Genomic DNA, 24,172 nt, shown 5'->3' with positions numbered 1-24,172 from the left:
TACTTAGGAAGTGCGACAGCTGATAGCTAAAAAGCCGATTTAAGACATGAATCTTCTTGTGTGGGGTTTTTAAAACCTAGACCCAAACTAACTTTTGGATAGGATGCACGGTTGACATTCATACCCTGATTCAGCAACGCCCAAAAACTCTCGTATTTTTGAGCTTGTCAGGACAAATCAGGGTGAAATAGGGAAGAAAAGCGGAAAAATCCTGATAATTTTGATTTATTAGCTATAATATCCGAGTTTAGCCGTATTATACTGGAAAAAACCTATTGCTTTTAGCCTATGGATGTTCGAGCGGCAGTTGCCCTAGAAGCGGGAAAACCCCTAACTATTGAAACGGTACAATTAGCAGCACCGCAAGCGGGGGAAGTGTTAGTAGAAATCAAAGCCACGGGAGTTTGTCACACCGATGCCTATACTCTCTCCGGGGCCGATCCTGAAGGCTTATTTCCCTCAATTTTAGGTCATGAAGGGGCAGGAATCGTGGTAGAAGTGGGAGCAGGTGTCACTAGCCTGAAAGTGGGCGATCCTGTGATTCCCCTATACATTCCCGAATGTCGTCAGTGCGAATACTGTCTCAGCTTTAAAACCAATCTCTGTCAAGCGATTCGTCTTACCCAAGGTCGGGGAGTAATGCCGGATGGAACCAGTCGTTTTTCCCTCGATGGTCGGCCTCTTTATCACTACATGGGAACCTCGACTTTTGCTAACTATACCGTGCTGCCGGAGATTTCCCTGGCCAAGATTCGCCCCGATGCTCCCTTTGAAAAAGTCTGTTATATCGGCTGCGGAGTCACTACAGGTATCGGTGCGGTGATTAATACCGCTAAAGTGGAACCGGGGGCAAAAGTGGTGGTTTTTGGTCTGGGAGGTATCGGTTTAAATGTTATTCAAGGGGCCCGTTTGGTGGGGGCCGATATGATTGTCGGGGTCGATATCAATCCCCAGAAACAAGCTTTAGCGACCAAATTCGGGATGACTCATTTTGTTAATCCCCAAGAAATTGAGGGGGATTTAGTGGCCTATCTGGTGGATTTAACTAAGGGTGGGGCCGATTATAGTTTTGAGTGTATCGGCAATGTCCAGATTATGCGTCAAGCTTTGGAATGTTGCCATAAAGGTTGGGGTGTTGCCACTATTATCGGTGTAGCTGGGGCCGGCCAAGAAATTAGTACCCGTCCTTTTCAATTAGTCACCGGACGGGTCTGGAAAGGTACGGCTTTTGGTGGAGCGAGAGGTCGTACAGATGTACCAAAAATAGTCGATTGGTACATGGACGGCAAGATTAACATCGATGATTTAATCACCCACGTTCTACCTCTGGCAAGAATTAACGAGGCTTTTGACCTGATGCGCCAAGGAGATTCTATCCGCAGTGTGATTACATTTTGAGCAGGGATAATGTTACATTAGGTTAAGAAATACTTGACAAAAGACTCCTAACTATATGTCTGCGCCAGTTTCCTGTCCCGAAATCTCGATCGCTGGTATCACGGAACCAATTATCTACCGCTATTTTCAAAGGCTAAACGCGGGCGAATTTGCCGAAACTGCTGGATTATTCGCCCAAGAGGCCATTTTAATCGGAACTAAGTGGGTGGGTGGAATTAAATATAAGATGAACGTAGGTTCGGTTGAAGCATGAAACCCAACGCCCGATCATGTTACGCTACCGCTAACCCATCCTACAAATAATTGTGCCTCCCTACTTATTAGCAATTCCTATCAAAGCTCTGTGAGAGATTCTTACTGAGTATTTTTGAAAAATCAAGGTCAGTTAACAAAAGTTAAAATTTGTCTGGGCATTTACTCCTATTTTGTTAATATATATTGCAGATTACCTTAACTTTAGTAAAGAGAGGAGCTAAATCACCTAGTATTGCGTCCTTTTCAGTGAACAGTGATCAGTAACCAGTAAGCAGTAAGCAGTGATCAGTAACCAGTAACCAGTAACCAGTAACCAGTAAGCAGTGATCAGTAAACAGTAACCAGTGAAAAGACATCAGGAAAGTGCTATTTAAAACTACTCACTTAATACTTATTACTTAAAACTCAAATCTCATAATTGATAACTGATAACTGATAACTGATAACTGCCCTAATAACTTTTAAATTTTATAACTTTAAGCAAATGCGTAATAGCGGACTCCTATCAAAAACCAAAGTCAAACTGAAACCGAAAAAACCGCTCACCTCGCCGACGCGGCCATCGCCGAATAAATTACAGAATAAAATCAAAGACAAGGAGCGTCTAGTCGGTCGTCAGCGTCAGTCATGGCTAATTATGGGCTTAATTAGCCTTGTCCTGCTAGGAGGAGTCGGCTCACGATTGGCCTATTTACAACTGCAGCAAGGACAAATTAACCGAGAAAGGGCAGAAAATAACCGGATTCGCATTCTTCCCAAACCCCCAGTCCGGGGCAACTTATTTGATCGCAATGGCAAAGTTTTGGCTACGGCCCGTTTAACCCATGCGGCCTATATTTGGCCCAAATCCCAGCGTAATCCTGCCCAAAAACTCAATCTTGACCGTTTAGCCAGTATTTTAGCAATTCCCAGAAGCGACCTAGAAAAACGCATTAACGAAGCGGACGAAAACCCCTCCACCCTGATCCGCATCGCTAGGGGTTTAACTCCAGGCCAAATTATCGCCCTAGAGGAATACAAAGACGAATTAACCGGCATTGAAGTGGACGTGGAATCAGTGCGCTACTATCCCAATGGTAAAATTGGGGCGCATATTCTCGGTTATACTGGGGAACTAACCCCGGAGGAATATCAAGCCAAAAGACGACAGGGCTACCGATTGGGAGATGTCGTCGGTAAAATGGGTGTAGAAGCCGCCTACGAGTCAAAATTGCGGGGAGAATGGGGGGGAATGCAGTTAGAGGTCAACGGATCGGGACAAGTAATCCAAATTCTCGGCCAAAAAATTGCTAAACCGGGGCAAGATGTCACCCTGACACTAGATTTAAAACTCCAAAAAGCCGCCGAGGCCGCTTTAGGAAAACGCAAGGGTGCGATCGTGGCGATCGATCCCCGGGATGGTTCCGTGCGGGCCATGGTCAGTTATCCTAGTTTTGATCCCAATGTTTTCTCGGCCCCAATTACCACCGCCACTTGGAAAAAACTACAAGCGGAGGGCAACCCGTTTGTTAACCGCGCTCTCCAAGGATTCCCCCCCGCTTCCACCTTTAAAGTCGTCACTGCCACTGCTGGCATGGAATCGGGTAAATTTCCCCCTAATACGGTCTTAAATACCTTTGCCGCCCTTTATGTGGGGGGGACAGCTTTTGGGGAATGGAATCGCGCTGGTTTTGGTCCGATGGGTTTTGTCCGGGCCATGGCCATGAGTAGTAACACTTTTCACGGTCAAATAGGTCGCGGAGTGGGGGGACCGGCTTTAATTGCCATGGCTCGGCGCTACGGTTTCGGTCAGAAAACCGGGATAGAATTAGCGGAAGAAACCCCGGGGTTAATTGCCGATCGCGGTTGGAAACTGCGTAATTTTAAAAACTGGGATTGGTCCGTAGGGGATACGATTAATATGTCGATCGGTCAAGGATTTACCCTCGCAACTCCCCTACAGGTAGCTGTGATGTTTGCTGTCCCCGCTAACGGTGGTTTTTTGGTGAAACCGCACCTTTTACAGGATGCCCGGGATGTTAAGGAATGGCGCAAGTCTTTGAACATGAAACCTAGCACCCTAGACACCCTGAGAAAGTCCCTGAGAGCCGTGGTAGCGGAAGGAACGGGGCGGGCCCTATCAGACCCCGCTTTACCGCCTGTAGCGGGCAAAAGCGGCACGGCAGAAGCACCTCCGGGTAAGTCCCACGCTTGGTTTGGAGCTTTCGCCCCCTTCGACGTAGCTCAGGGTAAACCTTTTGATAAGCCCGAAATTGTCGTGGTCGCCTTTGCGGAACATTCCGGCGGTGGTGGTGGTAAAGTGGCCGCACCTATGGTACGTCAGGTAATGGAGGCTTATTTTAATGTGAAGCCGAAAGAAGAAAAACCCCGGCCGAAGCCTTAGAGACCTGTGGCGGTAAGTGGCACACAGCGTACGGTAATTCCCGTGGCCGTGGCCATTTTTTGCGCCCAAATTGCCAATATTTCAGCGTTTACGGGTTTGAGAATTTGCATTCCGTCGGCAGCGGTGAGGGGATTATTACCGCGGGTTTCTAATTGTCTTTGTCTGGCCCGGGGACGGGTCGGGGTGTTAAGTTGAATTTCATCCGGTTGTAGCTGTTGCATCAAATCGATATACTGGTCTTGCTCTTGGGGCGACCAAGAGGCCAGCACCATGGTTTGAATTGCTAGTTTTCCCGACCATTCTTGGCGAAATTGTCTTAATCCCGACCAAAGAATCTGCCAATCTAGGCCGGGGACTGGACGGTTAACCCGTCGCCATTGGGCCTCGGAAACAGCATCGATTTTAGCGGCGACGATATCAGCTTTGCTCAAGTCTTGACGCACTTGGGCATCTCCCAAGAGGGTACTATTGGTTAAGACCGCCACCGGCCGCCTGGTTATTTCCTTGACGGTGGCCAGTATTTCCCCTAAATTGAGGGCGAGGGTGGGTTCCCCGCTACCACTGAGAGTGACTATATCCACGTCCCAAGGAGCAAAAGCGCTTAAATCCCTGCTAATTTGTTCGCTGGTGATAAAAATTCTTCGCTGCTCGGTTTTTTGCTCAATTTCTCCTAACTGACAGTAGGCACAGTTAAAGGAACAGGTAGAAACTAAACCAATCGGATCAATGCCCAGGGAACTGCCAAAACGCCAAGAGGCAACCGGACCATATACGGAGCAGAAATAATCCTGGCGAGCAGTCATCGAACACACCGAAAGAAGACGGAGAGGGAGGGATTCGAACCCTCGGTACGGTCTTACGATTCGTACAACAGATTAGCAATCTGCCGCATTCGACCACTCTGCCACCTCTCCAAGATGACATTATTGTAGTCTAACATGAAAGGCCGATTTTTGGCAAGTAATTTTTGGGCAGTTAATCCCCTAAACGACCATCCTCCATATTGACAATGCGATCGGCGATGTCGAGAATCCGGTTATCGTGGGTGACAAGTAAAATCGTGCAACCTTGTTCTTTTGCCAATTTCTGCATGATTTCCACCACATCGCGCCCGGATTGTTTATCTAAGGCCGCGGTCGGTTCATCGGCGAGGACTAATTTGGGATGACTGACGAGGGCGCGAGCGATCGCAACCCGTTGTTTTTGTCCCCCCGATAGATCATGGGGATAATAATCAACGCGGTTGCCTAAACCGACTGACTCTAGAATTGCCGCCGCTTTTTGATCGAGATCTTGTTCTAAAAACTCCTCGTGCAGTTCCAAAGACATCCTAACGTTTTGTTTCGCTGTGAGGAATTTTAGTAAATTATGTGCTTGAAAAATATAGCCAATTTGTCGGCGAATTTTCAGCATTTTGCCCTTACCAATTCCTAACATTTCTTGGCCGAGAATTTTTAAACTGCCCGCTTGTGCCGATCGCAAACCTCCCATTAAACTCAATAAAGTAGTTTTCCCGGACCCCGAAGGACCGGTCATAATTACTACTTCCCCCGCTTTAATTTCCAGATCGATATCGTATAAAACCTGTTTTCTTAATTCCCCCGTGCCAAAATAGTAATTTAAGCCTTTAATAGCAATTACGGGTTCATTAGGGCTAAAATCGACTAATTCTCGCTCTTTTTGAAAAATCCGCATTATTTCACCCTTGATAGCTTAAAAAATATCGGCTGGATCTGCTGTCCTTAATTTGCCCATGGCGACAATTCCAGAGGCAATACACATAATAATTGTCAGGATTAAAACTTCGATCGCCCTAGGGGTAGTCATCACTATCGGTAACAGTGTAGCGGAGGAAGCGAGATGATAAACACCGAGAGAGACGATAAACCCCGGTATATACCCCAAAACCGCTAGTAATAAGGCCTCTTGCATCAAAACCCCGACTAAATACCAATCACCGTAACCCATAGCTTTTAGGGTAGCGTATTCGGGTAAGTGATCGGTGACATCGGAATAGAGAATCTGATAGACAATGACGATACCGACGATAAAACCCACTACTGTACCTAAACCAAAGATAAAACCAATGGCTGTACCATTTGCCCAATAGGTTTTTTCCCTTTCGGCAAATTCTTTTAAAGTAAGGACAATTACTTCATTTTTCGGGAAAAGTGCCTGTAAATTGGCTTTTACTGCCTCGATGTTTGCCCCTGGTTGCAGTTTCACCAGTCCTAGATCGATTTCGTGGGGTTGGCGTTCGGGAAAGAGCCTTAAAAAGGTAGAATCACTGCTAATGACGTTACCATCGGCAGCAAAGGAGGCACCAAGGGTAAAAATTCCCGCTACCTGTACCTCTTTTTTATTTAACTGAACTGTCAAATCGGGGTTTTTCTGGAGTAAATCGGCAATTGGACCGAATTCTGGTCTTCCTGCTTGATCGTACAAGACGCGATTTAACATCTTCAGATCACTGGATTTTTGATTAACTTCCGGGAGGGTAAAAACCCGTTGACTGGGATCAAAACCAAAGACTAAAGTAGTTCTTTCTAGGGCAGTTTCGGGATTGCGCCACTGGGCCGAAGCAATATAAACTGAGGCTATAGATTGAATACCCTCGACTCTTTTAGCTTGATACAAGCGATCGCGCGAGAAACTTTTCACAGCAAAGAGGGTATTGAATTGGGGATTAATCAGGACTAAATCCGCATTGAGGACATAATGGGGTTTAACGGAAGCATCAAATAAGGCATCCCGAAACCCCAACTGTGTGAAAATTAGGAAGTCAGCAAAAGCAATCCCGGCAATAGCCACAATCAAACGGGTTTTCTCTCGTGTCACCTGTAACCAAGATAGGGGCGTTTTTTTGAATAGATGGGTTAGTTTCATGGAAAACCTACTCATTGATAGTTACAGTTACTTGGGAATTGGTTAAACCTGCCACTTTTTCACTGTTTTCGCGATCTAAGGCAATGCGGACAGAGATAACTTTGCGATCGAAGTTTTCTCCCGGTTGATTGCTGAAGATATTTTGTTGGTCAACTTTTAAGGCAATTAAGCGCACTTTTCCCCTAACTTCGCCCTTAAACGCTGATCCGGTAATCGTGGCAGTTTGTCCCTTGCGAATTTTCCCGATATCGCTTTGATAGATTTCGGCAATTACCTCCATGCGATCGGTTTCAGCGAGGTCAACAATTCCTTGATCGCTGATTTGTTCCCCGATACGGGTATTGACTTTAATCACTTTGCCAGTAATTGGCGATCGAATATAAGCCTGATTTAACTCGGTTTGGGCTTTTTTAACGGCAACTAGGGCAGCATTTACCTCCGCTTGGGCTGCCCGCACATCGACTCCCCGCACTTCCGAGACTTGATTTAAAGTGGATCTGGCCTCTTTGAGCTGCTGTTGACCGGTGGATTCAATCCGGGCTAGGGTAGTCTTGGCTTCTTGTATCTGTTGTTTACCGGTGCTTTCAATTCTCTCTAGGGTAACTTTTGCCTCTGTGAGTTGTTGATTACTGGTTTCTAAATTTAGTCTTTTACTATCAAAACTAGAGGCGGAAATTGCCCCTTCTTGATAGAGTTTTTCGTAGCGATCAAATTCAGCTTTGGCATTGCGATATTCTGCTTCTAATTTGCCAATTGTCGCTTTTTGGGCGGCTATATCCCCTTCTAATTGCGCTGTTAATCTTTGGATAGTTGTCCGTTGGTTTGCTTGATCCCCTACCCATTGTGCCTCGATTTTTCGCACGTTAGCGGCATTAGCATCGATTTCACCGACTTTTGCCCCAGCTTTCACCTGTTCTAGTTTGGCTGCGGCTACTTTCACCTGTTCTTGTGCCTGTCGCAGGTTATCCTCTAATCTTTCCTGACTTTCGAGAATGGCGATTATTTGTCCCGTTTTGACGCTATCTCCTTCATCGACTAATAATTGCATGACTCGATCGGAATCAAGCAACATCGGGGCAGATATGCTGATAATTTCTGTCCTCGGTTCAATTCTGCCTAAAGCGGTGATTTTTTGCGGTACGGGCGACGCAATTACAGGGGTTTTGGTTTCGGGTTTGCTGGCGAATTGGGAAAGACTATAAAAGGTGGTTATTCCTAATAATCCTGTGCCTAATACTATTAACCCGATCATTAACTTTTGATTTGGTTTCACAAAAGTTTTACCTTTCATAATTTTTTAGTTAATAAGTGATTGTTGGGGGTTAACAGTTTTTCTGCAAATAAGTAGTAAGAATTTTACCTAATAATTCCATTTGTTCATCGATCGCAATCTGTTCATTGCACCACAGGCGCTCTAATATCAGTCCATTAATAACGCTGACAACTAACCAAGCTACACTCGGATCGGTAATACCTAAAATATCGATTACTGCCTGATGATAGCGGCGATCAACGCGCTCAAAAAAATGACTACGACGCAGTTCTTCTCGTCCTTGATGTTGAGAATAATCAATCGATAAGAATAATTGTTTGATGCAGGAATCCTCGCGATTAGTCATAAATTGTCCGAGAATTTTTAGCTTTTCTGTCAGGGTTTTTCCTTGATCGATCTCGGCTTTAGCTAATAAAACATCCTGCCAGCACATCTCCTCGACTAATTGCTCGAAAAGTGCCGCTTTACTGGGAAAGTAGTGGTATAGCGTTCCCGTGGACACTCCTAATCCTTGCGCTAATTCTCTCGTCGTCATGTTAGCATAGCCTTTCTCGGCGAAGAGTTCGGCACTTTTTAAGAGAAGTTCTTTCCGGTATTGTTCTACATCTACTATCTTGGGCATAAATTTAATATCGAACGTTCGTTATATTTTAGCTTAACATTACTATAGATGGGGAAATCGGTCGTCCCTTTGCCTGTATGCTAGAAGGAGGGGATAATTCGTTATTAAGCGAGCTTTTTCGCAAGGATTGACAGTATGGGTAATATTCACGAGCAGTTATTAGAGGAATTAGCCGAAGTGGAATGGAGTGACTTGATCCCCCATGCTCAAAGGGATGCGCTGATTCTGGTTTCCGATTCCCTCAATTTAATCGAAGTGGCAGAAGCGATCGCCAGTGATCAGGTTGCTCAAGTGCAGAATTGGATCGGGGAAAAACTACTAGAAAAACCGACACAAGAGCAATTAAGCGATTGGAATTCCCATCCCGATAACCTTTTTAATACACTAATCGTGCAACCTTTTGTGTTAATTCAGACCATAGTTTAGATAACACTGATCACTGAAAAACCCCCAATCCGTCTAAATGTTAAGTTAAGTATCGAAGAGCGGCCGTTTCATCACCCAGTAGTAATATAATCACTGAGTTATCAACTTTGATCCTTAAGTATGACTGCATTCACCACAACCCCCACCCTTGCCAATTTGCCCGCCAGTGACAGCCGTAGCCGCGTCAGTGAATTTATGAAATCCCTACAGGATGAAATTTGTCAGGGATTAGAAGAAGTGGATGGACAAGCAAAATTTATCGAAGATAGTTGGCAACGGCCTGAAGGTGGCGGCGGACGTTCGCGAGTTTTGCGGGAAGGGGCAATTTTTGAACAGGCAGGGGTGAATTTTTCGGAAGTTTGGGGGAAAGAATTACCTCCTAGCATTGCCAAACAACGGCCCGAGGCTGCCGGTCATCAATTTTACGCCACGGGAACCTCGATGGTTTTGCATCCTCGCAATCCTTATATTCCCACGGTTCACCTCAATTATCGCTATTTTGAAGCCGGTCCAGTTTGGTGGTTTGGCGGCGGCGCTGATTTAACTCCCTACTATGGCTTTGAAGAAGATGCTAGTCATTTTCACCGCACTTTTAAACAGGTTTGCGACCAACATCATCCCGAATATTATCCCGTTTTTAAACGCTGGTGTGATGAATATTTTTATCTCAATCATCGTCAGGAAGCCAGAGGCATCGGCGGGATTTTCTTTGATTACCAAGACGGTTTAGACCCTCTCTATCGGGGTCCCTTTGCCGAAAGTGATGCCGCTATCTATTCAGAAAAATTATCTCCCCAACAACCGCGCAACTGGGAAGAAATTTTTAGTTTCATTAATGACTGTGGCCGGGCTTTTCTACCCGCTTATGTTCCCATTGTCCAGAAACGGCGCTCGACGGAATACGGTGACAGAGAACGTCAGTTTCAACTCTATCGTCGCGGTCGTTATGTAGAATTTAATTTAGTTTATGATCGTGGCACAATTTTTGGTTTGCAAACTAATGGTCGTACCGAGTCAATTTTGATGTCTTTACCTCCTTTAGTCCGTTGGGAATACTGTTATCAACCTGCAGCCAATACCCCAGAAGCAAAACTCTATGATGTCTTCCTAAAACCCCAAGATTGGGTTAATTGGCAAGGTTAAATCAGTTATCAGTTATCAGTTATCAGTTATCAGTTATCAGTTACCAGTTATCAGATTTGAGTTTTAAGTGAGCATTATGTATTAAGTGAGCAGTATTAAATAGCAGTTTCCTACTGTCTTTTTACTGTTTACTGATCAGTGATCAGTGATCACTGAAAATACTTCCCACACCCTTGTCAAGTAAATAAATCTAAAAATTTTGGCTAATTTTTGGACACCTCTCCATACTCGTCTGGAAACCACGGTGAAAAAGGGACAATTACTACCTAAAAATGCGTCTCTGTTAGTGGCATTGTCGGCAGGCCAGGATTCCCTTTGTTTAGGTCAATTATTGCTGGATTTGCGCTCTCGTTGGGGTTGGCAACTAGCGATCGCTCATTGTGATCACCGTTGGTCCCAGGACCGAGGATTAGTGGATCATGTGCGTAAAATCGCCGAAATTTGGCAATTACCCGTTTATATTGCCACCGCACCCCCCATGGCGGAAACGGAAGCCAAGGCCCGACAATGGCGTTATCAAGCTTTACAAACAATCGCCCAAGAACAGGGTTTTAATTATCTTCTCACGGCACACACGAGGAGCGATCGAGCGGAAACTTTTCTTTATAATCTCATGCGCGGGGCGGGTAGTGATGGACTTTCTGCCCTAACTTGGTTGACAAGTTTAACCCCAGATATTTTTTTAGTCCGTCCCCTCTTAAATGTCACTCGCGGGGAAACTTTCGCTTTTTGTCAAAGTCGAGAATTACCGATCTGGTACGATCGAGCTAATGAGAATTTACGCTATGCTCGCAATCGCATCCGTCGGGAATTATTACCCTACCTGCAAACTAATTTAAATCCCCAAATTGAAAAACATCTCGCCCAAACTGCCGAAATTTTGGAAGCAGAAAGCGATTATTTAGATAGTATTGCCCGGGATATTTTTCGTCAGGTTATCGATCTAGATCAACAAAGACTCGATCGCTCCCCTTTACAAATTTTACCTCTAGCGATACAAAGACGGGTGATTCGTTTATTTTTGGCTCAATATTTACCCTCATCACCTAATTTTGCCGAAGTTGAGTCAGTGGTTAATCTCATTACTGGTGTTAATCGCGATGCCACTTCCTCCTTAAGCGGCAAAATTCGGGTAGAAGTACAACAAAATTGGCTACATATCAGTTATCAGTGATCAGTTATCAGTTATCAGTGATCAGTTATCAGTTATCAGTGATCAGTTATCAGATTACAGTTTTAAGTGGACAGTGTTAGGTGAAAACTTTGCTACTTTCTTTTCACTGCTTACTGTTTACTGTTCACTGAAAAAACCTATCTCCCCATTCTAGTTATCTGTAGCTAACTTTTACAGCAATTAGTTTAAAGATAAACTAAAATAGTAATACAATTAAACTAAAAATAAAATTGGCGGGGCATAATGAGCGAAACTAAAGTAATTAATCGAGAAAATTTACTGGTAAATCTCCGGCAACAACTGCGAGCTGGACAACAGGAATTAGCCGATTGGCAAGGGGGAAAAATGGCCATTTCTGCGGTGCCGGGGGCAGGAAAATCCCACAGTTTGGCCGTAGCTGCCGCCATGGTTATTGCTCGTGAGCAACTGCACGCTAAAAAACAGTTAATTATTGTCACCTACATCCGCTCGGCTGCCGCTAGTATTAAAGCTAAAATTAAACAACGCTTGCAAGATTTACAACTTTCAGCCCAAGGGTTCAGCGTTCAAACTCTGCACGGACTGGCTCTACAATTGGCCCGTCGTTACCCGGAATTATCGGGATTAGACCTCGAATCTTCTACCTTAGTTATTCCGACTCCTAGCCACAGAATTATTAGAAACTCGGTGGAAAAATGGCTAATTGCCGATCCAATTCGTTATCAAAAGTTATTAGAAGGAGTGGAATTTGATGGGGAAGAAACCGAAAGATTACGCCGTCAATCGGTGCTGAGAACCGAAATTTTACCTAGTCTTGCCTATACGGCCATTCATGAGCTAAAAAGTTCGGGATTATCACCGCAGCAAGTCTGGGAATTAAGCCACTATAGCGACGATAATTATCAAATTCTCGCTATTGCTAGTGGTTTGTACCAACAGTATGAAATCCTGATGCGTCAGAAAAACTATATAGATTATGATGACATGATTTTAGGAGCCTTGCGAGTATTAGAGGAAGAAACAATTCGCCGACAAGAGCAAAAATCTGTCTTTGGAGTCTTTGAAGATGAGGCACAGGATTCTAGTCCTCTCCAAGAAAAACTAATTACTATTTTAGCAAAAAATAATGACGGGGAAATACCTAATTTAATTCGCGTCGGCGATCCCAATCAAGCCATTAATTCCACCTTTACCCCCGCCGATCCTGTTTACTTTAATTGGTTTTGTGAAAGTTGTCAAAGCGAAGGCAATTTATCGACTATGAACCAAGCAGGTCGCAGCAATACTAAAATTATTGAAGCTGCTAATTTAGTTTTACAATGGGTCGATCGAGATTGGAAACAGGGGAAAGATAATCATAAAGTTACCGAGGCTCCTTTTCGGGTTCAAGCGATTCTTCCCGTCGGTGCTGAAGATCCCCAACCTAATCCAGTTAAGGAGGGAAAAGGATTAGAAATTTATCAACCCGATGACATTTATCAAACAGTAGAATTAATTGAAAAACGTCTAGTTAAATTACTCCAAGAAAACCCTCAACATAATGCCGCTATCCTCGTTAGACAAAATCGACAGGGACACTTTTTTGCTCAAAAATTCGCCCATTTTTATAAAAGTTATCAAATCAGAATTTTTGAAGCTAACGAGATCGATCGCTTTTCCCAAATTCCCGCCGAAATGCTGAAACTATTGGCTTTTGTCGAACGTCCCCACTCTCCTGATTATCTCAAAGCGGCCTTAGAAGTGTTACAATTGAGGGGTTTAATTACTGCCCAAGACTTAAATCCTTTAGTTACCTATCCCGAACAATTTCTTTATCCCACTCCCCTCGATCCTGAACTGAAATCTAACGAAAAAATCGCCCGTCGTTATTGCTGCAGTTTACTAAAAGCTAGATTAGAATTACCCCATTATCAACTCCTGTCTTTTTTCGCTATGACTCTCCAATATTCGGGGTCAGAATTAGCCACTTTGCAAAAATTAACCGCCCGTATTTATCAGGAAACTGCTGGTAATAGTTCTCTGAAAAACACAATTAATACTCTTAATGAAATTATCGCCTCTGAGAGCTTTAAAGGAGTGGAAGAAGATAACGACGATTGTTATACTCGTCCCGGACAACTGACGATTATTACTATGCACAAAGCCAAGGGTTTAGACTGGGATTATGTTTTTATTCCCTTTCTTCACGAAGATATTATTCCTGGCAAACCTTGGGTACCCAATGGGGCGAAATTTTTGGGAGATTTTACCCTCGCAGAAGTGGCACGAGCGCAAATTCGAGCAGCGGTTCATCAACGCTATTTAAACCCCGACAGCATACCAATTATTCCCCCACCTTTAAGCGCTTGGTTAGAAGCTGGACAACTTAAAAAAGCTGAAGAATACCGACTTTTGTATGTAGCGATGACGCGAGCAAAAAGACTTTTATGGATGTCGAGTGAAAAAAAAGCTCCCTTCCATTGGAACACTTTTCGCGGAGATGAAAGTAGTCAATTACAGGATAAAAATCCCTGTCCTGTCTTTCCTGTTTTAATCAATGCTTTCCCCGATTCTTTCTGTGTTTAACTGTTGCTGCAGCGTCCGCGGATAAAGAATTAGGAAGACAAACCACCACAGGAGTATAGGAATAGATAGGAGTAGGGTTAACCAGAGACGCTGGGTTAAAAACCAACAGCCGGCAATCAGGGTAATTCCTGTCAACAGAATCGACCAAGGTTGACACCAACGGGGTTTGTGGTCCCAAACGCTACTAGATTTCGAGTTGGACATTAGTTAAGGGGCGGTAATTTACTAACTTGATTTTATCGTACCTGACTATTCAGATAACTGCTACAATTTTGGGTAATTCTATCAATAGAGTTTCTTATCTCTAGACAAACTAAGCTAAATTTTCCTATGATTGATGTCTTTTATCCGATTCCCAAGCTGTTAGATACTATTCTGACGGAGATTTATGCCGAAAATCGCCGTAAACATGAAGAAAGAATGACCGAATTGCAAATAATCTCTAATTCTTCCCTTCGCGATGCCTACGCTCAACAGCTATTATTAGATCGATTTCTTGCCCCCGTGGAAAATGCTCAACATAGCATTCAAAATGCCGCTAAACACGCTCAGTACATGGCAGAAGTAGTTAATTATTATCATCATGACCATGGCTGTAGTCAAGAGCAAGCTCAAGAAATATCCCGTCAATTTCGGGCTTTAGCGGTTAAAATTTCTCAAATTGACTCTCTTTACGATTTAAAAATCATTTATCAAGTGGTTACTGTTTTCACCCAGCAATTATCAAGATTTAAACACCGAGAAAGAAATTATTCTTGGGAAAGGGAAATCAGAAAGGGTATTTTAGATCCCTTAAATACCTGCATTGCTGTGGAGAAAAATTTTCAAAGACGGGTAGCTTTGATGACTGGTGAACACCCATCAGCTACGGTAATGGGATTATTAGAGTCAGATTAAGGCGAGGTTTTAGACCCGATTTTTTCGATAAGCTAAGACGTATTTAAACCGCTTATTCTTAGATTAGCCGAATCTCCCTTACTCCCCCCTGCTAGTAGGGTTGATTCAAGGTAGGGTTGATTCAAGGTAGGGTTGATTCAAGGTAGGGTTGATTCAAGGTAGGGTTGATTCATGAATCAACCCTACTAGGGTTGGAGGGGTTGCATGAATGCCTCTTGCCTCGTCTCAACAAGCAATTTAAATTAGGAAGAGCTTAGTTGCTGACTCTAGGGACATTTTTGGGGGAGTTTTAATACAAACTTCCCCCAATCATAGCCGCTAATAAAATAAAACCGACCCAAACATTTTGGCCGAACATTTGACCATAAACTGGTTTAGGTAAATCCGATTGACGTAACAGCCAGTATTGACGCCACCAAGCGATCGCCGCTAGAACCAACCCTAGCCAAAAAGAGGCTGATAACTGCATTTTTTGCCCCTCCCAAGCCAATAAACCCACTGTTAGGGCAAAAAAGACCCCCACGGCTTCCGGGGCGTATTTGCCGAAAAATATGGCACTAGAGTTAATACCAACCTTGAGATCATCCTCTCGATCGGACAGAGCATAAATTGTATCAAATGCCAATGTCCAAAAAATCACCGCTCCCCATAATATAAATGTATTACTATTTAACGACCCAGTGACGGCACTCCAACAGATTAAAACCGCAAAACCCCAAGCGAGAGAAAGAACCAATTGGGGTACGGGAAAAAAACGCTTGGCGAGAGGATAGCAGATAATCAGGGGAACGGCGGCCACACATAGGCAAAAACTCAGGAAATTGAGATATAAAGCTAAAATTGCGGCGCAAAAGAAAGCAATCAGAGCGATAATCAAACCAACCTTGATCGATAAAGCTCTGGCCGCTAAAGGACGGTTACGAGTGCGATCGACTTGTGGATCGATATCCCGATCCCAAAGATCGTTAACCACACAGCCGGCGGCGCTAGTGGCCAAAGTTCCCAAAACGATCACCCCGATCAAGGGTAGCGGTGGCACACCGTCTGCCGCCAAAAATACCGCCCATAAAGCGGGAATCATCAAAATTAACCTACCTGCGGGTTTATCCCAGCGCAAGAGGCGAATAATCGTCATCCAAGTGGGTTCTAGATCGGGTTGGGATATGGTCATAATTTCTCGTAAAAAGTAGAAACTAGGAGTTAAGGGGAAGTGGGAATTATGAATTATGAATTATGAAGTGGGGAGAAAAAAGCTACCTTTTGCCTTTCCTAACCAAGAAGTTAATTTTGCACGACTACTTACTTAACGTGATTACCAGCCCCAACTATTGGGAACGCCTTTAAATGGACCAACCACATCGGAGGTTATCCATCCCCCGTAAAAGTTGCCCGGTTGCGGTTGTACTAATTCACCGTCGGCATAACAAGCGGTCATTTTGGCAGGATAAAAAGCCAGATAATTCTTAATTGCCTGAAACTCTGGTGTCGGGTCCGGATAATACCAAGCGGCGTTAATTGCCTGTTGGTCGCCAACGGTGATATTGTAATATCCAGCTAGACCTTTCCACTCACAAAAAGACTTTTCTGCTGTGGCTTGCAGGTATTCCATTTTAATATCTTGGGGCGGTAGATAATAAACTGGAGGATGACTGGTTTCTAGAACTCGATAACTGCTTTTAGTATCGGCAATTATCACCCCATTAAAGATAATTTTTAGGTGTTTAGGTGATAATTCTAGGCGCGGGGGACGAGGATAATCCCAGACGGATTCCTGTCCTGCTTTTGCTGGTATTGGTTGGGGACGAAACATAATTTTTCTTATCGTATTCTCCGAGTCAGTTCACCGTTTACTGATTACTGATCACTGAAAAGAGTTTTCTCAGGGTTTCCACTCGTTCTCGATTGACATTTAAATCCGATTCTCCTAACCGGGAGGCCGAGCGAACATCGATCGCATTTTTGCTAGGATTAAGAGAAAATTCTAGATCATCGACAAATCCCATCCATTGACTGCTAAATTCGGCGTAGAGATAGTTACTATCTTGGTTAATAATTTTAGTTCTCGGTTGGGAGGCGATAATTTTAGCTAATTGCTCGATCGCTTTTTCACCGCTACCCTGATAACTAAGGGGTTCGATCGCATGACCCTGATCCTGACTCTGACTACTAACACAATTAGGAGTGACTGGACAAGGGGCTAGTTTACCTTCCCTGACTCCCAAATAATCGGGACGAGTACCGGCGAATAAACTGACGCTATCGGGAGCAATTAACCTAATTCCTAGCCAGATGAGCAGTATTCCTAGTAAAATAAACGGGGTTAGCCGGAAAGATTTTTTCACCGTGTCGGGAGTTTCAGTCATGCTAGTCTTACAGAATCACTTCAATTAACTTAACATTGATAGGTGTGACAATATCAGGAGATAGAATAAGATGTTTCTCGATGAATTACAACCCGTTGTTAAAGAACTGATTCAACAACCGATCGCTTTTTTCGGTGGTTTTGCCTCTGGATTACTGCGCTTGAAACTTTCGGACGATCCTCTCAAAAAATGGTTAGAACAGCAGGGATTAGTCAGTTTTAACGACAATAATCAGGATAACGGCAACGGTCCCCAGTCGATCTCGATCGATTAGGGATCAGGGGTTAGCTGTTGGGGGTGAGGGTATTCTCCCATCCCCAAAACCCCCCGCTTACCACCCCATCAGCTTAACTTGTTGCTGAAAGTAGATAAATTTCCTCGGCTACTCTTTTTAAGCGTCTTAATTGCGCTTCCATATCCTTTTTAGTCCATTTGGCGGCGAATTGCTGGAATCCCCACCCCACAACCGGATTAGGAATCGCAAACTCAAAACGATTGATTAGACAAGTGCCGTCATCATTGGGTTGACATTCCCAGCGATCGCAGCCGCGAAAAAATCCTTCAAATTGCCAGACAATTAATCCCGGTTCCCTCTCAATCACCGTACTTTTTAGCGTTGGCTGAATTAGGGGAATTTGAATCAAAAAACGACTTCTCCCACCGATATCGGTCTTCCAATCGCCGATAGGTTCACAAACTAACACCGGATTCAACCAACGACGCATTAACTCTAAATCCGTGATACAACGCTCCACCGTCGTGGCACTAGCTTTAATCTGAATTGATTGTTCAAATACTTGACAAGATGACATTGATCTGCTTATAAATTACTGGCTGAGAATTATCGGTAGTCGGACAAAAATAAAGTTAACTGTGCAGACAAGGCAACAGTAAGGGTTTCGGCCTTGGTTACATTTCTTAACATAGTGTTATTTATAGCCTTTCTCATCAAGATAAAGTGTAACCTAATTTGCTATGGACGACCGGCGATCGACTCCCCAAAACGAAAACTTCCTACCTCACCATTAAGATAACTGCTCTCAAGCTCACTTTTTCACTAGCTTGAGCAACTCTCGAAAACGTTGGTGTAATCTCTCGATATTAACTGATAATAATATTGGTATCGATAACAAAGCGTCTAGTCATCTTCATTTAAGAGAGATTCTAAAATTTCAGTGGTTAATCCTCTCTCTTGTGCTTTTTGTCCAACAGTATCCATCGTTTTATATAATTTTTCCAGAGATTCTTTTCTAGATAAATTTGAATATTTAACATAAAAAGCGATTTTTTCTTCTATTTTTTGACGCTCTTCTTCCGTTGCATTCCAATAAGTTTCAGCAACATCTAAAAGGACTTTGATTTTAATTTCTGTTTGATAGTTTGTCATAATTATATTTTCTTGGTTTAGTAGTAAAGAAATTTAGTCGAAATTAATAGCCTCCCTTCAGCCAGCGTTACAGTTTAGAAGTTTCGGTTACTCTAGCGCATTGTTAAACCGATTGTCAAGTTTAGTTACTCTCAATTTAAGATATGTAATTTACTTTGGTTGCGAAAAACCAGTGCCGACAGTATAAGCGCCTGGAAAAGATTTTTTGTAAAGATTGGTTATAGCTTGAGTCAGGTTTGGGTAATTGGCGCTAGGATTATCGGAGGATTTTCTTTCGGCACTGGTAGAAAACAATTAGGAGGGGTTATGATCCCGGTTAATGAGGCTCAACAAAAGTTGCAGGATTTGATTGATTCAGTGACTGTTTCCCACGAACCCATTATTATTGAGGGATGCGATGGTAATGCAGTTTTGCTATCTGAAGGGGATTGGAAATCGGTACAAGAAACGTTATATCTCCTCTCAATTCCGGGGATGCGAGAATCAATTCGGGAGGGACTGGCAACGCCGGTTGAAGAATGTGCTGAGGAGCTAGAATGGTGAGGTGGAAATTGGTTTACACCAAACAGGCGCAGAAAGACGCTAAGAAGCTTAATTCTAGTCATTTAAAAAATAAAGCGCAGATGTTGCTTGACATTCTTCAGGTCAATCCATTCCAAAATCCCCCGCCTTACGAAAAGTTAGTGGGAGATTTGAATGGTGTGTACTCTCGGCGAATAAGCATTCAGCATCGTCTTGTGTACGAAGTTATTCAATCTGAGGGTATAGTTAAAATCCTGCGGATGTGGACACATTATGAGTAGCGTTAAGACATCGTTAAATCTAGGATTTGCTGAAAAACTTTTTGCCGCAAACCCTAACTATAGGCTCAAGCTCACTTTTTCACTAGCTTGAGCAACTCTCGAAAACGTTGGCGTAAACTCTCGATATTAGCCGATTTACCGCCATAACGCCAATCAACGTAGGCGCGAGCAATCTCCTCGATAATATTCGCCACTGGCGGCGGTTGGACGCTGCGGGCGGCGGCGGCGTATTCTAAAGGGGTTTGAGCGGGATGTTTGCCATAACCAGCCTCTGTTAAGATTCCTAACATTTGCTGGTATAAACGCTCGATCGGTGGTAGTTTGGACAACCTGCGACCCCGACGCCAACCATGGAACTGTCCCCATCCTAACCAACCAGCGTAAGCGAAGACGACCCCCACTAAACCACCGAGAATTCCCCCCAAAAGACTGCCGGAAATAAAACGCCATAACCAGGCCAATAACTTACCGATAGTAACGATAACATTGTCCCAAATCAGACCGAGAAAACCCGTTACTGGGGAAGGCAACCATCCGGCTACCCATTGCCAAAATTGCTTGAGGACGCTAAAAGGTTCCACTTCCTCAAAGGATGGGGGAATTAATTCGTGGCCCGGGATAGGATCGAAAGTGTACCAACCGTAACCAGGGAAAAACACCTCTGTGATGGCGTAAGCGTCCGTATTTTGGACAACATAAAAGCCAGTAAAAGGATTAAACTGGCCAGGGGCAAAACCGGTGGCTAATCGGGCAGGAATACCGATCGAGCGTAACATAATCGTTAACACGCTGGAAAAATGATCGGCGTAACCCCCCTGAAAACGAAACAAAAAGGCCGAGACTAAATCCTCATTTTCGGCTAAAAAGGGCAAATCGGTTGTTAATTCGTAGTTTTGCTTTAATGCTTGGGCCAAATATAGGGCCTTCTCGTAGGGAGAGGTTAACGGTGTGGGAGATTTTGCCAGCAATTCCTCGGTTTTTCGGCGGACTTTCGGGGCAATTTCGGCAGGAATTTGTAAATAATGGTTGAGAATAGCCTTAGGGTAAGTTTCTGGGGCCGATCGCAATTGGCTGCGATTGCGTTCCGGCACTTGTGAGATTACAGTATAAGTTAGCCCTTCCGCTAACCCCCCCGGCGACCTTAAGCTGTTTTCTCGGTCCAAAGATACCTGTCGAGTGGGAAAAAAGAGAAACTGAGGCGAAGTAAGAGCAGGGATAATATTCGGTAAACTGGAGACAATGCTGTAACTTTGGACTACCTGATGGGTTTTGGCCTGGGTTGCGGGTAGTGGCACAAAAAAGCGATAGGACCAACTACTGCGATTTAAATCCTCTAATTCTTGATCCCGCGAGATTTGCCACCCTTGGCCAGTATAGCGATCAAAGGCCATGGCCCGCCAGAATCCGGGGGCTTGAGAACGTACCCGCATGACTATCTGAGGAGTCATACTTCCCCGCAGATTTTGGTTCATTTGGCTGTTAAAACCGTAATAAAAGGTAGGATCTAGCTGTCCTGACCCTGTAGTGGGACTATTACCGCTATTTACGCCACCATTCCCCGTTTCACCCTCGCGCACATAGCCAGGGTTAACGATTTGTCGGTCTCCCTGTTCAAAATCCTGATTTTCCATACCTGCTGGACTATTGACGGGAAAAGATTGAATTTGATAACCCGGAAAACGCGGCATCAGGGCAAAAATTGTCAATCCCAAGAGGAGAATTGTCAGAAAGAAAATCCCGAAACGTTTGGGAGAAAGGGGAGAATTTTGCGGGGAAACTAATTTTTTTGTGGCTAGACGGGGGGATTTCCTTGAGAAGAAAGGGAGACTCTGATTGAGATTATCTAAACCTAAACGAGAACGATAGTCTAAAACTAGGGTAGGTAGGGATAAAAGCAGAAAGAGGATTAACCAAGGCGCAAAAGCGAGGGTTTGGGAGATTGTCCCGGCGACTCCCAAGAGAATTAAACCGATTACCATAGAATACCCCAAATCTTTGCGTCGGGGCAGGTCAAAACTATGGAGAATTTGCAGTTGAATTAATAATTGTGTTAGGGCAATGCGACTATCCTGCATCGCAACGATATTACCCAAGAATAGCGCCAACACTACCAACATTCCGATCGCTATACAAAATTTTGCCCCGATATTGCGCTTTTTCCTGCGTCGCCAACTCCAGATTCCGCCGATAATACTGAGAGGAACGGCCCAAATACCGGTATAACTATCAGTAGCCACATCGGTGGCGATAATACCGACGATTACTAAAGCTTGCACCAGAATTCTTAAAATAATCGATTCCTCGGTTTCTGGCAACGGAGAAGATTCTATCTTTTGCCAGAGGGTTTTTAAGGAAGGTCTTGGACGAGCGGCACTGCTAACCATAGGCTAAATTGGGAGAAGGACAAAGAAGTTAATTTTATATTTCCCAGTTCTAATCTCGATCGCTCCATGGGGTAAAGTGGATTTTAGATGTCAGGAGTCAGGATACAGGAGACGGGAGAAGGGAGCAGGGAGAGGTGAGCAGGGGAGATAAGGAGAAAAAAGCCGATTACTGATTACTGATAACTGATTACTGATAACTGATTACTGATAACTGATAACTGATTACTGATAACTGATTACTGATTACTGATTACTGATTACTGACCCATGATAGCCGTTGCCAAGCCTGAAATTTTACCGTTACTTCATCCCCTGATTGGACAATTAGCCACGGCAATTCTGTCCCACTGGGAAAATTATCTTGATTTGTCGCCCTTTGAGTTGCCGGAAGGTTTAGGCTATGTGGAGGGACGTTTAGAAGGGGAAAAATTAATTATCGAGAATCGCTGCTATCAAACTCCCCAGTTCCGCAAAATGCACCTAGAACTGGCTAAACTGGGCAATGGTTTGGATATCCTTCACTGTGTCATGTTCCCCCGTCCAGAATATCCGCTGCCGATGTTTGGATGTGATATAGTCTCCGGCAAAGCGGGAATCAGTGCCGCTATTGTGGATCTTTCTCCCACCAGTGGCGATAAAACTCTCCCTAGTGCCTATAATCAAGCTTTAGCGGCTTTACCGGCGGTCGATTTCGCCCAAGCTCGTGATTTGCCTTCTTGGGGTCATATTTTCTCCCAATATTGTCTGTTTATTCGTCCCGAAACCGCCGCCGAGGAACGACAATTTTTACAAAGAGTAACAGATTTCTTGACAATTCACTGCAAATGTGCTAAGGAAAGTCAGCCTCTTTCTGGGGAAGAAGCGCGCATTTATTTACAGGGACAACGGGATTATTGTAGTCAACAGCAAAAAAACGATAAAACTCGGCGTGTACTAGAAAAAGCCTTTGGTTGGGAATGGGCAGAGCGTTATATGACGGGTGTTCTCTTTGATTTGCCCGATTAAACTGAACTAGGGTAGGCTGAATATTACTGGAAGCCTTACTAGAAAACGATTTTGGGACTTTTTTTCAAGAAAAGTGCCAGAAACAAACGTTGAGAAATCGAGCCGAGGTACTCAAAACCCTTGCACTTTCCGGAGGCGATTGCAAAGGGTTCCGCTTCTAGGCACGCAAGGTCATTCTGTTATTCTGACTTCCCCTTCTGACTTGAAAGAGGGTGTAGGGTGTGGGGTGTAGGGAAGGAAACCTCTTTCATCTGTGGGGGTGAAAATTTTTTCATCGGGACTGACTCCTAACCCCACCAACAAACTTTTTGCCGCAAACCCTACATATCAGGACAGGCACTCATGCAACAGGCAAGAGGCAAAAGGGTGAATAAATAATCAGTTTTTAATAACCAGATTTAGTATAAGAGACCACAGGCTTGAATTTCTCTGATAGATTGATGTAAATATTTAGTCTCTGGATGCCCTGACGTTTCCTTGTCGTCGAGATAGTTAACTTTTCGGTTATGAGTCCCTCGGATTAATAAATGAGAGTTAGGACTTCTTGATTGGTCAAATAAATCAAATATGTCTGCCTCACAATCTCCGATTGTTACTACTTGAATATCTTCGGGTATTTGTTGTTGTGTTTCTGACCAAGAATTTAACCATCGTTGACTTTCTTTTTCTTGGGTTTCTCTTTTTTGCGTTGCTTGGCAATCCCTAAATTCTTTTCTTCTCTTGCCCAGACATATTGATTAATTAGTCCTAAAGGTATTCCGACAGGGGACACTCCTAATGTGGTATGAACTTTGAGACCAAAGGATGTTTGACAATCTAGATAACCCATTCCTTTTTTGGCTTTTTGCGTCGTAAAGTCTAAACTTGTTGTGTCTTGAACTGCCAAAACTATTGGATGTTCTTTGATTCTTTCTACTGTACTTTTAGCTTGGGCGGCAATTATATCTGAGGGGTGAAAATAGGGGGAATTCCAAAAGTCGGATGTGGCACTGGCGGCGGCTAGATTTCCCGAAGCTTGTGGCACTCTTGTACTAGATTGGCTGGCCAAATTTTCCACGATACTGATTAACCTTTTCTTTCTTCTGGTGTCCCCTAGGTCTGCATACTGTAATTCTTGGGCTGCCCATTTCTCCATTTTTTTGCTCACCTCCACCTTAATTCCTTCTTTCAAAACTATACCTATCAATCGTTTCCCCTTTTTTTAAGTTTCTTCTCTTTTTGTTAAGAAA

24 protein-coding genes, 1 tRNA gene and 1 pseudogene are annotated in these 24,172 nt (G+C 43.9%); 12 read left to right on the top strand and 14 right to left on the bottom strand.

The annotated features are described in order from the left end of the window. Window positions 1-288: 288 nt before the first annotated feature. The 3 genes from O9334_RS14000 to mrdA all read left to right on the top strand — a co-directional run bounded on the left by O9334_RS14000 (window position 289) and on the right by mrdA (window position 4,036). The gene (locus tag O9334_RS14000) at window positions 289-1,398 is read left to right on the top strand and encodes an S-(hydroxymethyl)glutathione dehydrogenase/class III alcohol dehydrogenase (RefSeq protein WP_288000631.1); all 1,110 of its coding nucleotides are present in this window, start codon (window positions 289-291) and stop codon (window positions 1,396-1,398) included. Between the two features lie 55 nt (window positions 1,399-1,453). After that, on the top strand, window positions 1,454-1,651 hold the full coding sequence (locus tag O9334_RS13995; protein ID WP_045356263.1) for a hypothetical protein: 198 nt from the start codon (window positions 1,454-1,456) through the stop codon (window positions 1,649-1,651). 486 nt (window positions 1,652-2,137) lie between these two features. After that, window positions 2,138-4,036: a penicillin-binding protein 2 gene (mrdA, locus tag O9334_RS13990; RefSeq protein ID WP_288000628.1), complete on the top strand. Its 1,899-nt coding sequence runs from the start codon at window positions 2,138-2,140 to the stop codon at window positions 4,034-4,036. Here mrdA and O9334_RS13985 read toward each other — a convergent pair. From O9334_RS13985 to O9334_RS13960, 6 genes are all read right to left on the bottom strand, one after another. Continuing rightward, the gene (locus O9334_RS13985) at window positions 4,033-4,839 is read right to left on the bottom strand and encodes a radical SAM protein (protein WP_288000625.1); all 807 of its coding nucleotides are present in this window, start codon (window positions 4,837-4,839) and stop codon (window positions 4,033-4,035) included. The two genes, mrdA and O9334_RS13985, sit on opposite strands and share 4 nt — an antisense overlap. A 19-nt stretch (window positions 4,840-4,858) precedes the next feature. Then, window positions 4,859-4,950, bottom strand: a tRNA-Ser gene (locus O9334_RS13980). Window positions 4,951-5,011: 61 nt separating this feature from the next. Continuing rightward, window positions 5,012-5,731, bottom strand: a complete 720-nt coding sequence (locus O9334_RS13975; protein ID WP_288000622.1) for a DevA family ABC transporter ATP-binding protein — start codon at window positions 5,729-5,731, stop codon at window positions 5,012-5,014. A gap of 18 nt (window positions 5,732-5,749) precedes the next feature. Further along, window positions 5,750-6,922, bottom strand: a complete 1,173-nt coding sequence (gene devC, locus O9334_RS13970; RefSeq protein ID WP_288000619.1) for an ABC transporter permease DevC — start codon at window positions 6,920-6,922, stop codon at window positions 5,750-5,752. A 7-nt stretch (window positions 6,923-6,929) separates the two neighbouring features. Further along, entirely contained in the window at window positions 6,930-8,213 is a 1,284-nt protein-coding gene (locus tag O9334_RS13965) for an ABC exporter membrane fusion protein (RefSeq protein ID WP_288000617.1), read from the bottom strand. A gap of 31 nt (window positions 8,214-8,244) precedes the next feature. Then, the gene (locus tag O9334_RS13960) at window positions 8,245-8,817 is read right to left on the bottom strand and encodes a TetR/AcrR family transcriptional regulator (protein WP_288000615.1); all 573 of its coding nucleotides are present in this window, start codon (window positions 8,815-8,817) and stop codon (window positions 8,245-8,247) included. Between the two features lie 135 nt (window positions 8,818-8,952). On the opposite strand from O9334_RS13960, the gene O9334_RS13955 reads away from it, so the two are divergent. The 4 genes from O9334_RS13955 to O9334_RS13940 all read left to right on the top strand — a co-directional run bounded on the left by O9334_RS13955 (window position 8,953) and on the right by O9334_RS13940 (window position 14,104). Continuing rightward, complete coding sequence (locus tag O9334_RS13955) at window positions 8,953-9,243, top strand: DUF2288 domain-containing protein (RefSeq protein ID WP_045356278.1); 291 nt, start codon at window positions 8,953-8,955, stop codon at window positions 9,241-9,243. A 120-nt stretch (window positions 9,244-9,363) separates the two neighbouring features. Further along, window positions 9,364-10,386 carry an oxygen-dependent coproporphyrinogen oxidase gene (gene hemF / locus O9334_RS13950; RefSeq protein ID WP_190380660.1) on the top strand — a complete coding sequence of 341 codons (1,023 nt, stop codon included), beginning with the start codon at window positions 9,364-9,366 and terminating at the stop codon, window positions 10,384-10,386. 199 nt (window positions 10,387-10,585) lie between these two features. Continuing rightward, a complete protein-coding gene (gene tilS / locus O9334_RS13945) occupies window positions 10,586-11,560 on the top strand; it encodes a tRNA lysidine(34) synthetase TilS (RefSeq protein WP_190380659.1) in 975 nt (324 codons plus the stop codon). 243 nt (window positions 11,561-11,803) lie between these two features. Then, window positions 11,804-14,104: an ATP-dependent helicase gene (locus tag O9334_RS13940; protein WP_288000612.1), complete on the top strand. Its 2,301-nt coding sequence runs from the start codon at window positions 11,804-11,806 to the stop codon at window positions 14,102-14,104. Here O9334_RS13940 and O9334_RS13935 read toward each other — a convergent pair. Continuing rightward, window positions 14,069-14,308 (bottom strand): DUF6737 family protein, encoded by a 240-nt coding sequence (locus tag O9334_RS13935; RefSeq protein WP_016514583.1) that lies wholly within the window; start codon window positions 14,306-14,308, stop codon window positions 14,069-14,071. The genes O9334_RS13940 and O9334_RS13935 overlap by 36 nt on opposite strands. Window positions 14,309-14,434: 126 nt before the next feature. Here O9334_RS13935 and O9334_RS13930 point away from each other — a divergent pair, with 126 nt between their 5' ends. Next, a complete protein-coding gene (locus tag O9334_RS13930) occupies window positions 14,435-15,001 on the top strand; it encodes a hypothetical protein (protein WP_288000609.1) in 567 nt (188 codons plus the stop codon). Between the two features lie 289 nt (window positions 15,002-15,290). On the opposite strand, the gene O9334_RS13925 is transcribed toward O9334_RS13930, so the two are convergent. The 3 genes from O9334_RS13925 to O9334_RS13915 all read right to left on the bottom strand — a co-directional run bounded on the left by O9334_RS13925 (window position 15,291) and on the right by O9334_RS13915 (window position 17,364). Beyond that, complete coding sequence (locus O9334_RS13925) at window positions 15,291-16,172, bottom strand: 4-hydroxybenzoate solanesyltransferase (RefSeq protein ID WP_288000606.1); 882 nt, start codon at window positions 16,170-16,172, stop codon at window positions 15,291-15,293. 141 nt (window positions 16,173-16,313) lie between these two features. After that, complete coding sequence (locus O9334_RS13920) at window positions 16,314-16,811, bottom strand: DUF427 domain-containing protein (protein WP_004163102.1); 498 nt, start codon at window positions 16,809-16,811, stop codon at window positions 16,314-16,316. 37 nt (window positions 16,812-16,848) lie between these two features. Continuing rightward, window positions 16,849-17,364, bottom strand: coding sequence for a DUF1499 domain-containing protein (locus O9334_RS13915; RefSeq protein WP_288000604.1), 516 nt, complete (start codon window positions 17,362-17,364; stop codon window positions 16,849-16,851). Between the two features lie 70 nt (window positions 17,365-17,434). On the opposite strand from O9334_RS13915, the gene O9334_RS13910 reads away from it, so the two are divergent. Beyond that, a complete protein-coding gene (locus O9334_RS13910; protein ID WP_002762986.1) occupies window positions 17,435-17,638 on the top strand; it encodes a ssl0294 family protein in 204 nt (67 codons plus the stop codon). A gap of 73 nt (window positions 17,639-17,711) precedes the next feature. Here the strand turns inward: O9334_RS13910 and O9334_RS13905 are convergent, their stop codons facing one another. Beyond that, the gene (locus O9334_RS13905; RefSeq protein WP_002736419.1) at window positions 17,712-18,176 is read right to left on the bottom strand and encodes an SRPBCC family protein; all 465 of its coding nucleotides are present in this window, start codon (window positions 18,174-18,176) and stop codon (window positions 17,712-17,714) included. 326 nt (window positions 18,177-18,502) lie between these two features. After that, on the bottom strand, window positions 18,503-18,751 hold the full coding sequence (locus O9334_RS13900) for a hypothetical protein (RefSeq protein WP_045356295.1): 249 nt from the start codon (window positions 18,749-18,751) through the stop codon (window positions 18,503-18,505). A 225-nt stretch (window positions 18,752-18,976) separates the two neighbouring features. Between O9334_RS13900 and O9334_RS13895 the strand changes: the two genes are divergently transcribed. Continuing rightward, entirely contained in the window at window positions 18,977-19,294 is a 318-nt protein-coding gene (locus O9334_RS13895) for a type II toxin-antitoxin system Phd/YefM family antitoxin (protein ID WP_288000601.1), read from the top strand. After that, entirely contained in the window at window positions 19,288-19,554 is a 267-nt protein-coding gene (locus tag O9334_RS13890) for a Txe/YoeB family addiction module toxin (RefSeq protein WP_211571604.1), read from the top strand. The genes O9334_RS13895 and O9334_RS13890 overlap by 7 nt, the downstream gene beginning before the upstream one ends. 71 nt (window positions 19,555-19,625) lie before the next feature. Here O9334_RS13890 and O9334_RS13885 read toward each other — a convergent pair whose 3' ends face one another. After that, window positions 19,626-21,938: a transglutaminase TgpA family protein gene (locus O9334_RS13885; RefSeq protein ID WP_288000599.1), complete on the bottom strand. Its 2,313-nt coding sequence runs from the start codon at window positions 21,936-21,938 to the stop codon at window positions 19,626-19,628. A 267-nt stretch (window positions 21,939-22,205) separates the two neighbouring features. Between O9334_RS13885 and O9334_RS13880 the strand changes: the two genes are divergently transcribed. Next, window positions 22,206-22,943 (top strand): phycocyanobilin:ferredoxin oxidoreductase, encoded by a 738-nt coding sequence (locus O9334_RS13880; protein WP_288000597.1) that lies wholly within the window; start codon window positions 22,206-22,208, stop codon window positions 22,941-22,943. Between the two features lie 404 nt (window positions 22,944-23,347). On the opposite strand, the pseudogene O9334_RS13875 reads toward O9334_RS13880, so the two are convergent. Next, window positions 23,348-24,078, bottom strand: a pseudogene (locus O9334_RS13875) (IS4 family transposase); the annotation flags it as partial. Window positions 24,079-24,172: the final 94 nt, after the last annotated feature.

The organism is Microcystis sp. LE19-8.1F (assembly GCF_027531715.1).
Taxonomy (GTDB): domain Bacteria; phylum Cyanobacteriota; class Cyanobacteriia; order Cyanobacteriales; family Microcystaceae; genus Microcystis; species Microcystis wesenbergii_A.
Note: the sequence above shows the minus strand (reverse complement) of the source record. Positions and strands in the feature narration are given on the sequence as shown.

Excerpts from the sequence above, each read along its gene's own strand:
- O9334_RS13915 (WP_288000604.1), bottom strand. The coding sequence starts at position 17,364 with ATGACTGAAACTCCCGACACGGTGAAAAAATCTTTCCGGCTAACCCCG.
- O9334_RS13880 (WP_288000597.1), top strand. The coding sequence starts at position 22,206 with ATGATAGCCGTTGCCAAGCCTGAAATTTTACCGTTACTTCATCCCCTG.
- O9334_RS13890 (WP_211571604.1), top strand. The coding sequence starts at position 19,288 with ATGGTGAGGTGGAAATTGGTTTACACCAAACAGGCGCAGAAAGACGCT.
- O9334_RS13995 (WP_045356263.1), top strand. The coding sequence starts at position 1,454 with ATGTCTGCGCCAGTTTCCTGTCCCGAAATCTCGATCGCTGGTATCACG.
- O9334_RS13965 (WP_288000617.1), bottom strand. The coding sequence starts at position 8,213 with ATGAAAGGTAAAACTTTTGTGAAACCAAATCAAAAGTTAATGATCGGG.
- O9334_RS13930 (WP_288000609.1), top strand. The coding sequence starts at position 14,435 with ATGATTGATGTCTTTTATCCGATTCCCAAGCTGTTAGATACTATTCTG.
- hemF (WP_190380660.1), top strand. The coding sequence starts at position 9,364 with ATGACTGCATTCACCACAACCCCCACCCTTGCCAATTTGCCCGCCAGT.
- O9334_RS13905 (WP_002736419.1), bottom strand. The coding sequence starts at position 18,176 with ATGTCATCTTGTCAAGTATTTGAACAATCAATTCAGATTAAAGCTAGT.
- mrdA (WP_288000628.1), top strand. The coding sequence starts at position 2,138 with ATGCGTAATAGCGGACTCCTATCAAAAACCAAAGTCAAACTGAAACCG.
- O9334_RS13985 (WP_288000625.1), bottom strand. The coding sequence starts at position 4,839 with ATGACTGCTCGCCAGGATTATTTCTGCTCCGTATATGGTCCGGTTGCC.
- O9334_RS14000 (WP_288000631.1), top strand. The coding sequence starts at position 289 with ATGGATGTTCGAGCGGCAGTTGCCCTAGAAGCGGGAAAACCCCTAACT.
- O9334_RS13935 (WP_016514583.1), bottom strand. The coding sequence starts at position 14,308 with ATGTCCAACTCGAAATCTAGTAGCGTTTGGGACCACAAACCCCGTTGG.
- O9334_RS13940 (WP_288000612.1), top strand. The coding sequence starts at position 11,804 with ATGAGCGAAACTAAAGTAATTAATCGAGAAAATTTACTGGTAAATCTC.
- devC (WP_288000619.1), bottom strand. The coding sequence starts at position 6,922 with ATGAAACTAACCCATCTATTCAAAAAAACGCCCCTATCTTGGTTACAG.
- O9334_RS13955 (WP_045356278.1), top strand. The coding sequence starts at position 8,953 with ATGGGTAATATTCACGAGCAGTTATTAGAGGAATTAGCCGAAGTGGAA.
- O9334_RS13960 (WP_288000615.1), bottom strand. The coding sequence starts at position 8,817 with ATGCCCAAGATAGTAGATGTAGAACAATACCGGAAAGAACTTCTCTTA.
- O9334_RS13920 (WP_004163102.1), bottom strand. The coding sequence starts at position 16,811 with ATGTTTCGTCCCCAACCAATACCAGCAAAAGCAGGACAGGAATCCGTC.
- O9334_RS13975 (WP_288000622.1), bottom strand. The coding sequence starts at position 5,731 with ATGCGGATTTTTCAAAAAGAGCGAGAATTAGTCGATTTTAGCCCTAAT.
- O9334_RS13900 (WP_045356295.1), bottom strand. The coding sequence starts at position 18,751 with ATGACAAACTATCAAACAGAAATTAAAATCAAAGTCCTTTTAGATGTT.
- O9334_RS13925 (WP_288000606.1), bottom strand. The coding sequence starts at position 16,172 with ATGACCATATCCCAACCCGATCTAGAACCCACTTGGATGACGATTATT.
- O9334_RS13910 (WP_002762986.1), top strand. The coding sequence starts at position 17,435 with ATGTTTCTCGATGAATTACAACCCGTTGTTAAAGAACTGATTCAACAA.
- O9334_RS13885 (WP_288000599.1), bottom strand. The coding sequence starts at position 21,938 with ATGGTTAGCAGTGCCGCTCGTCCAAGACCTTCCTTAAAAACCCTCTGG.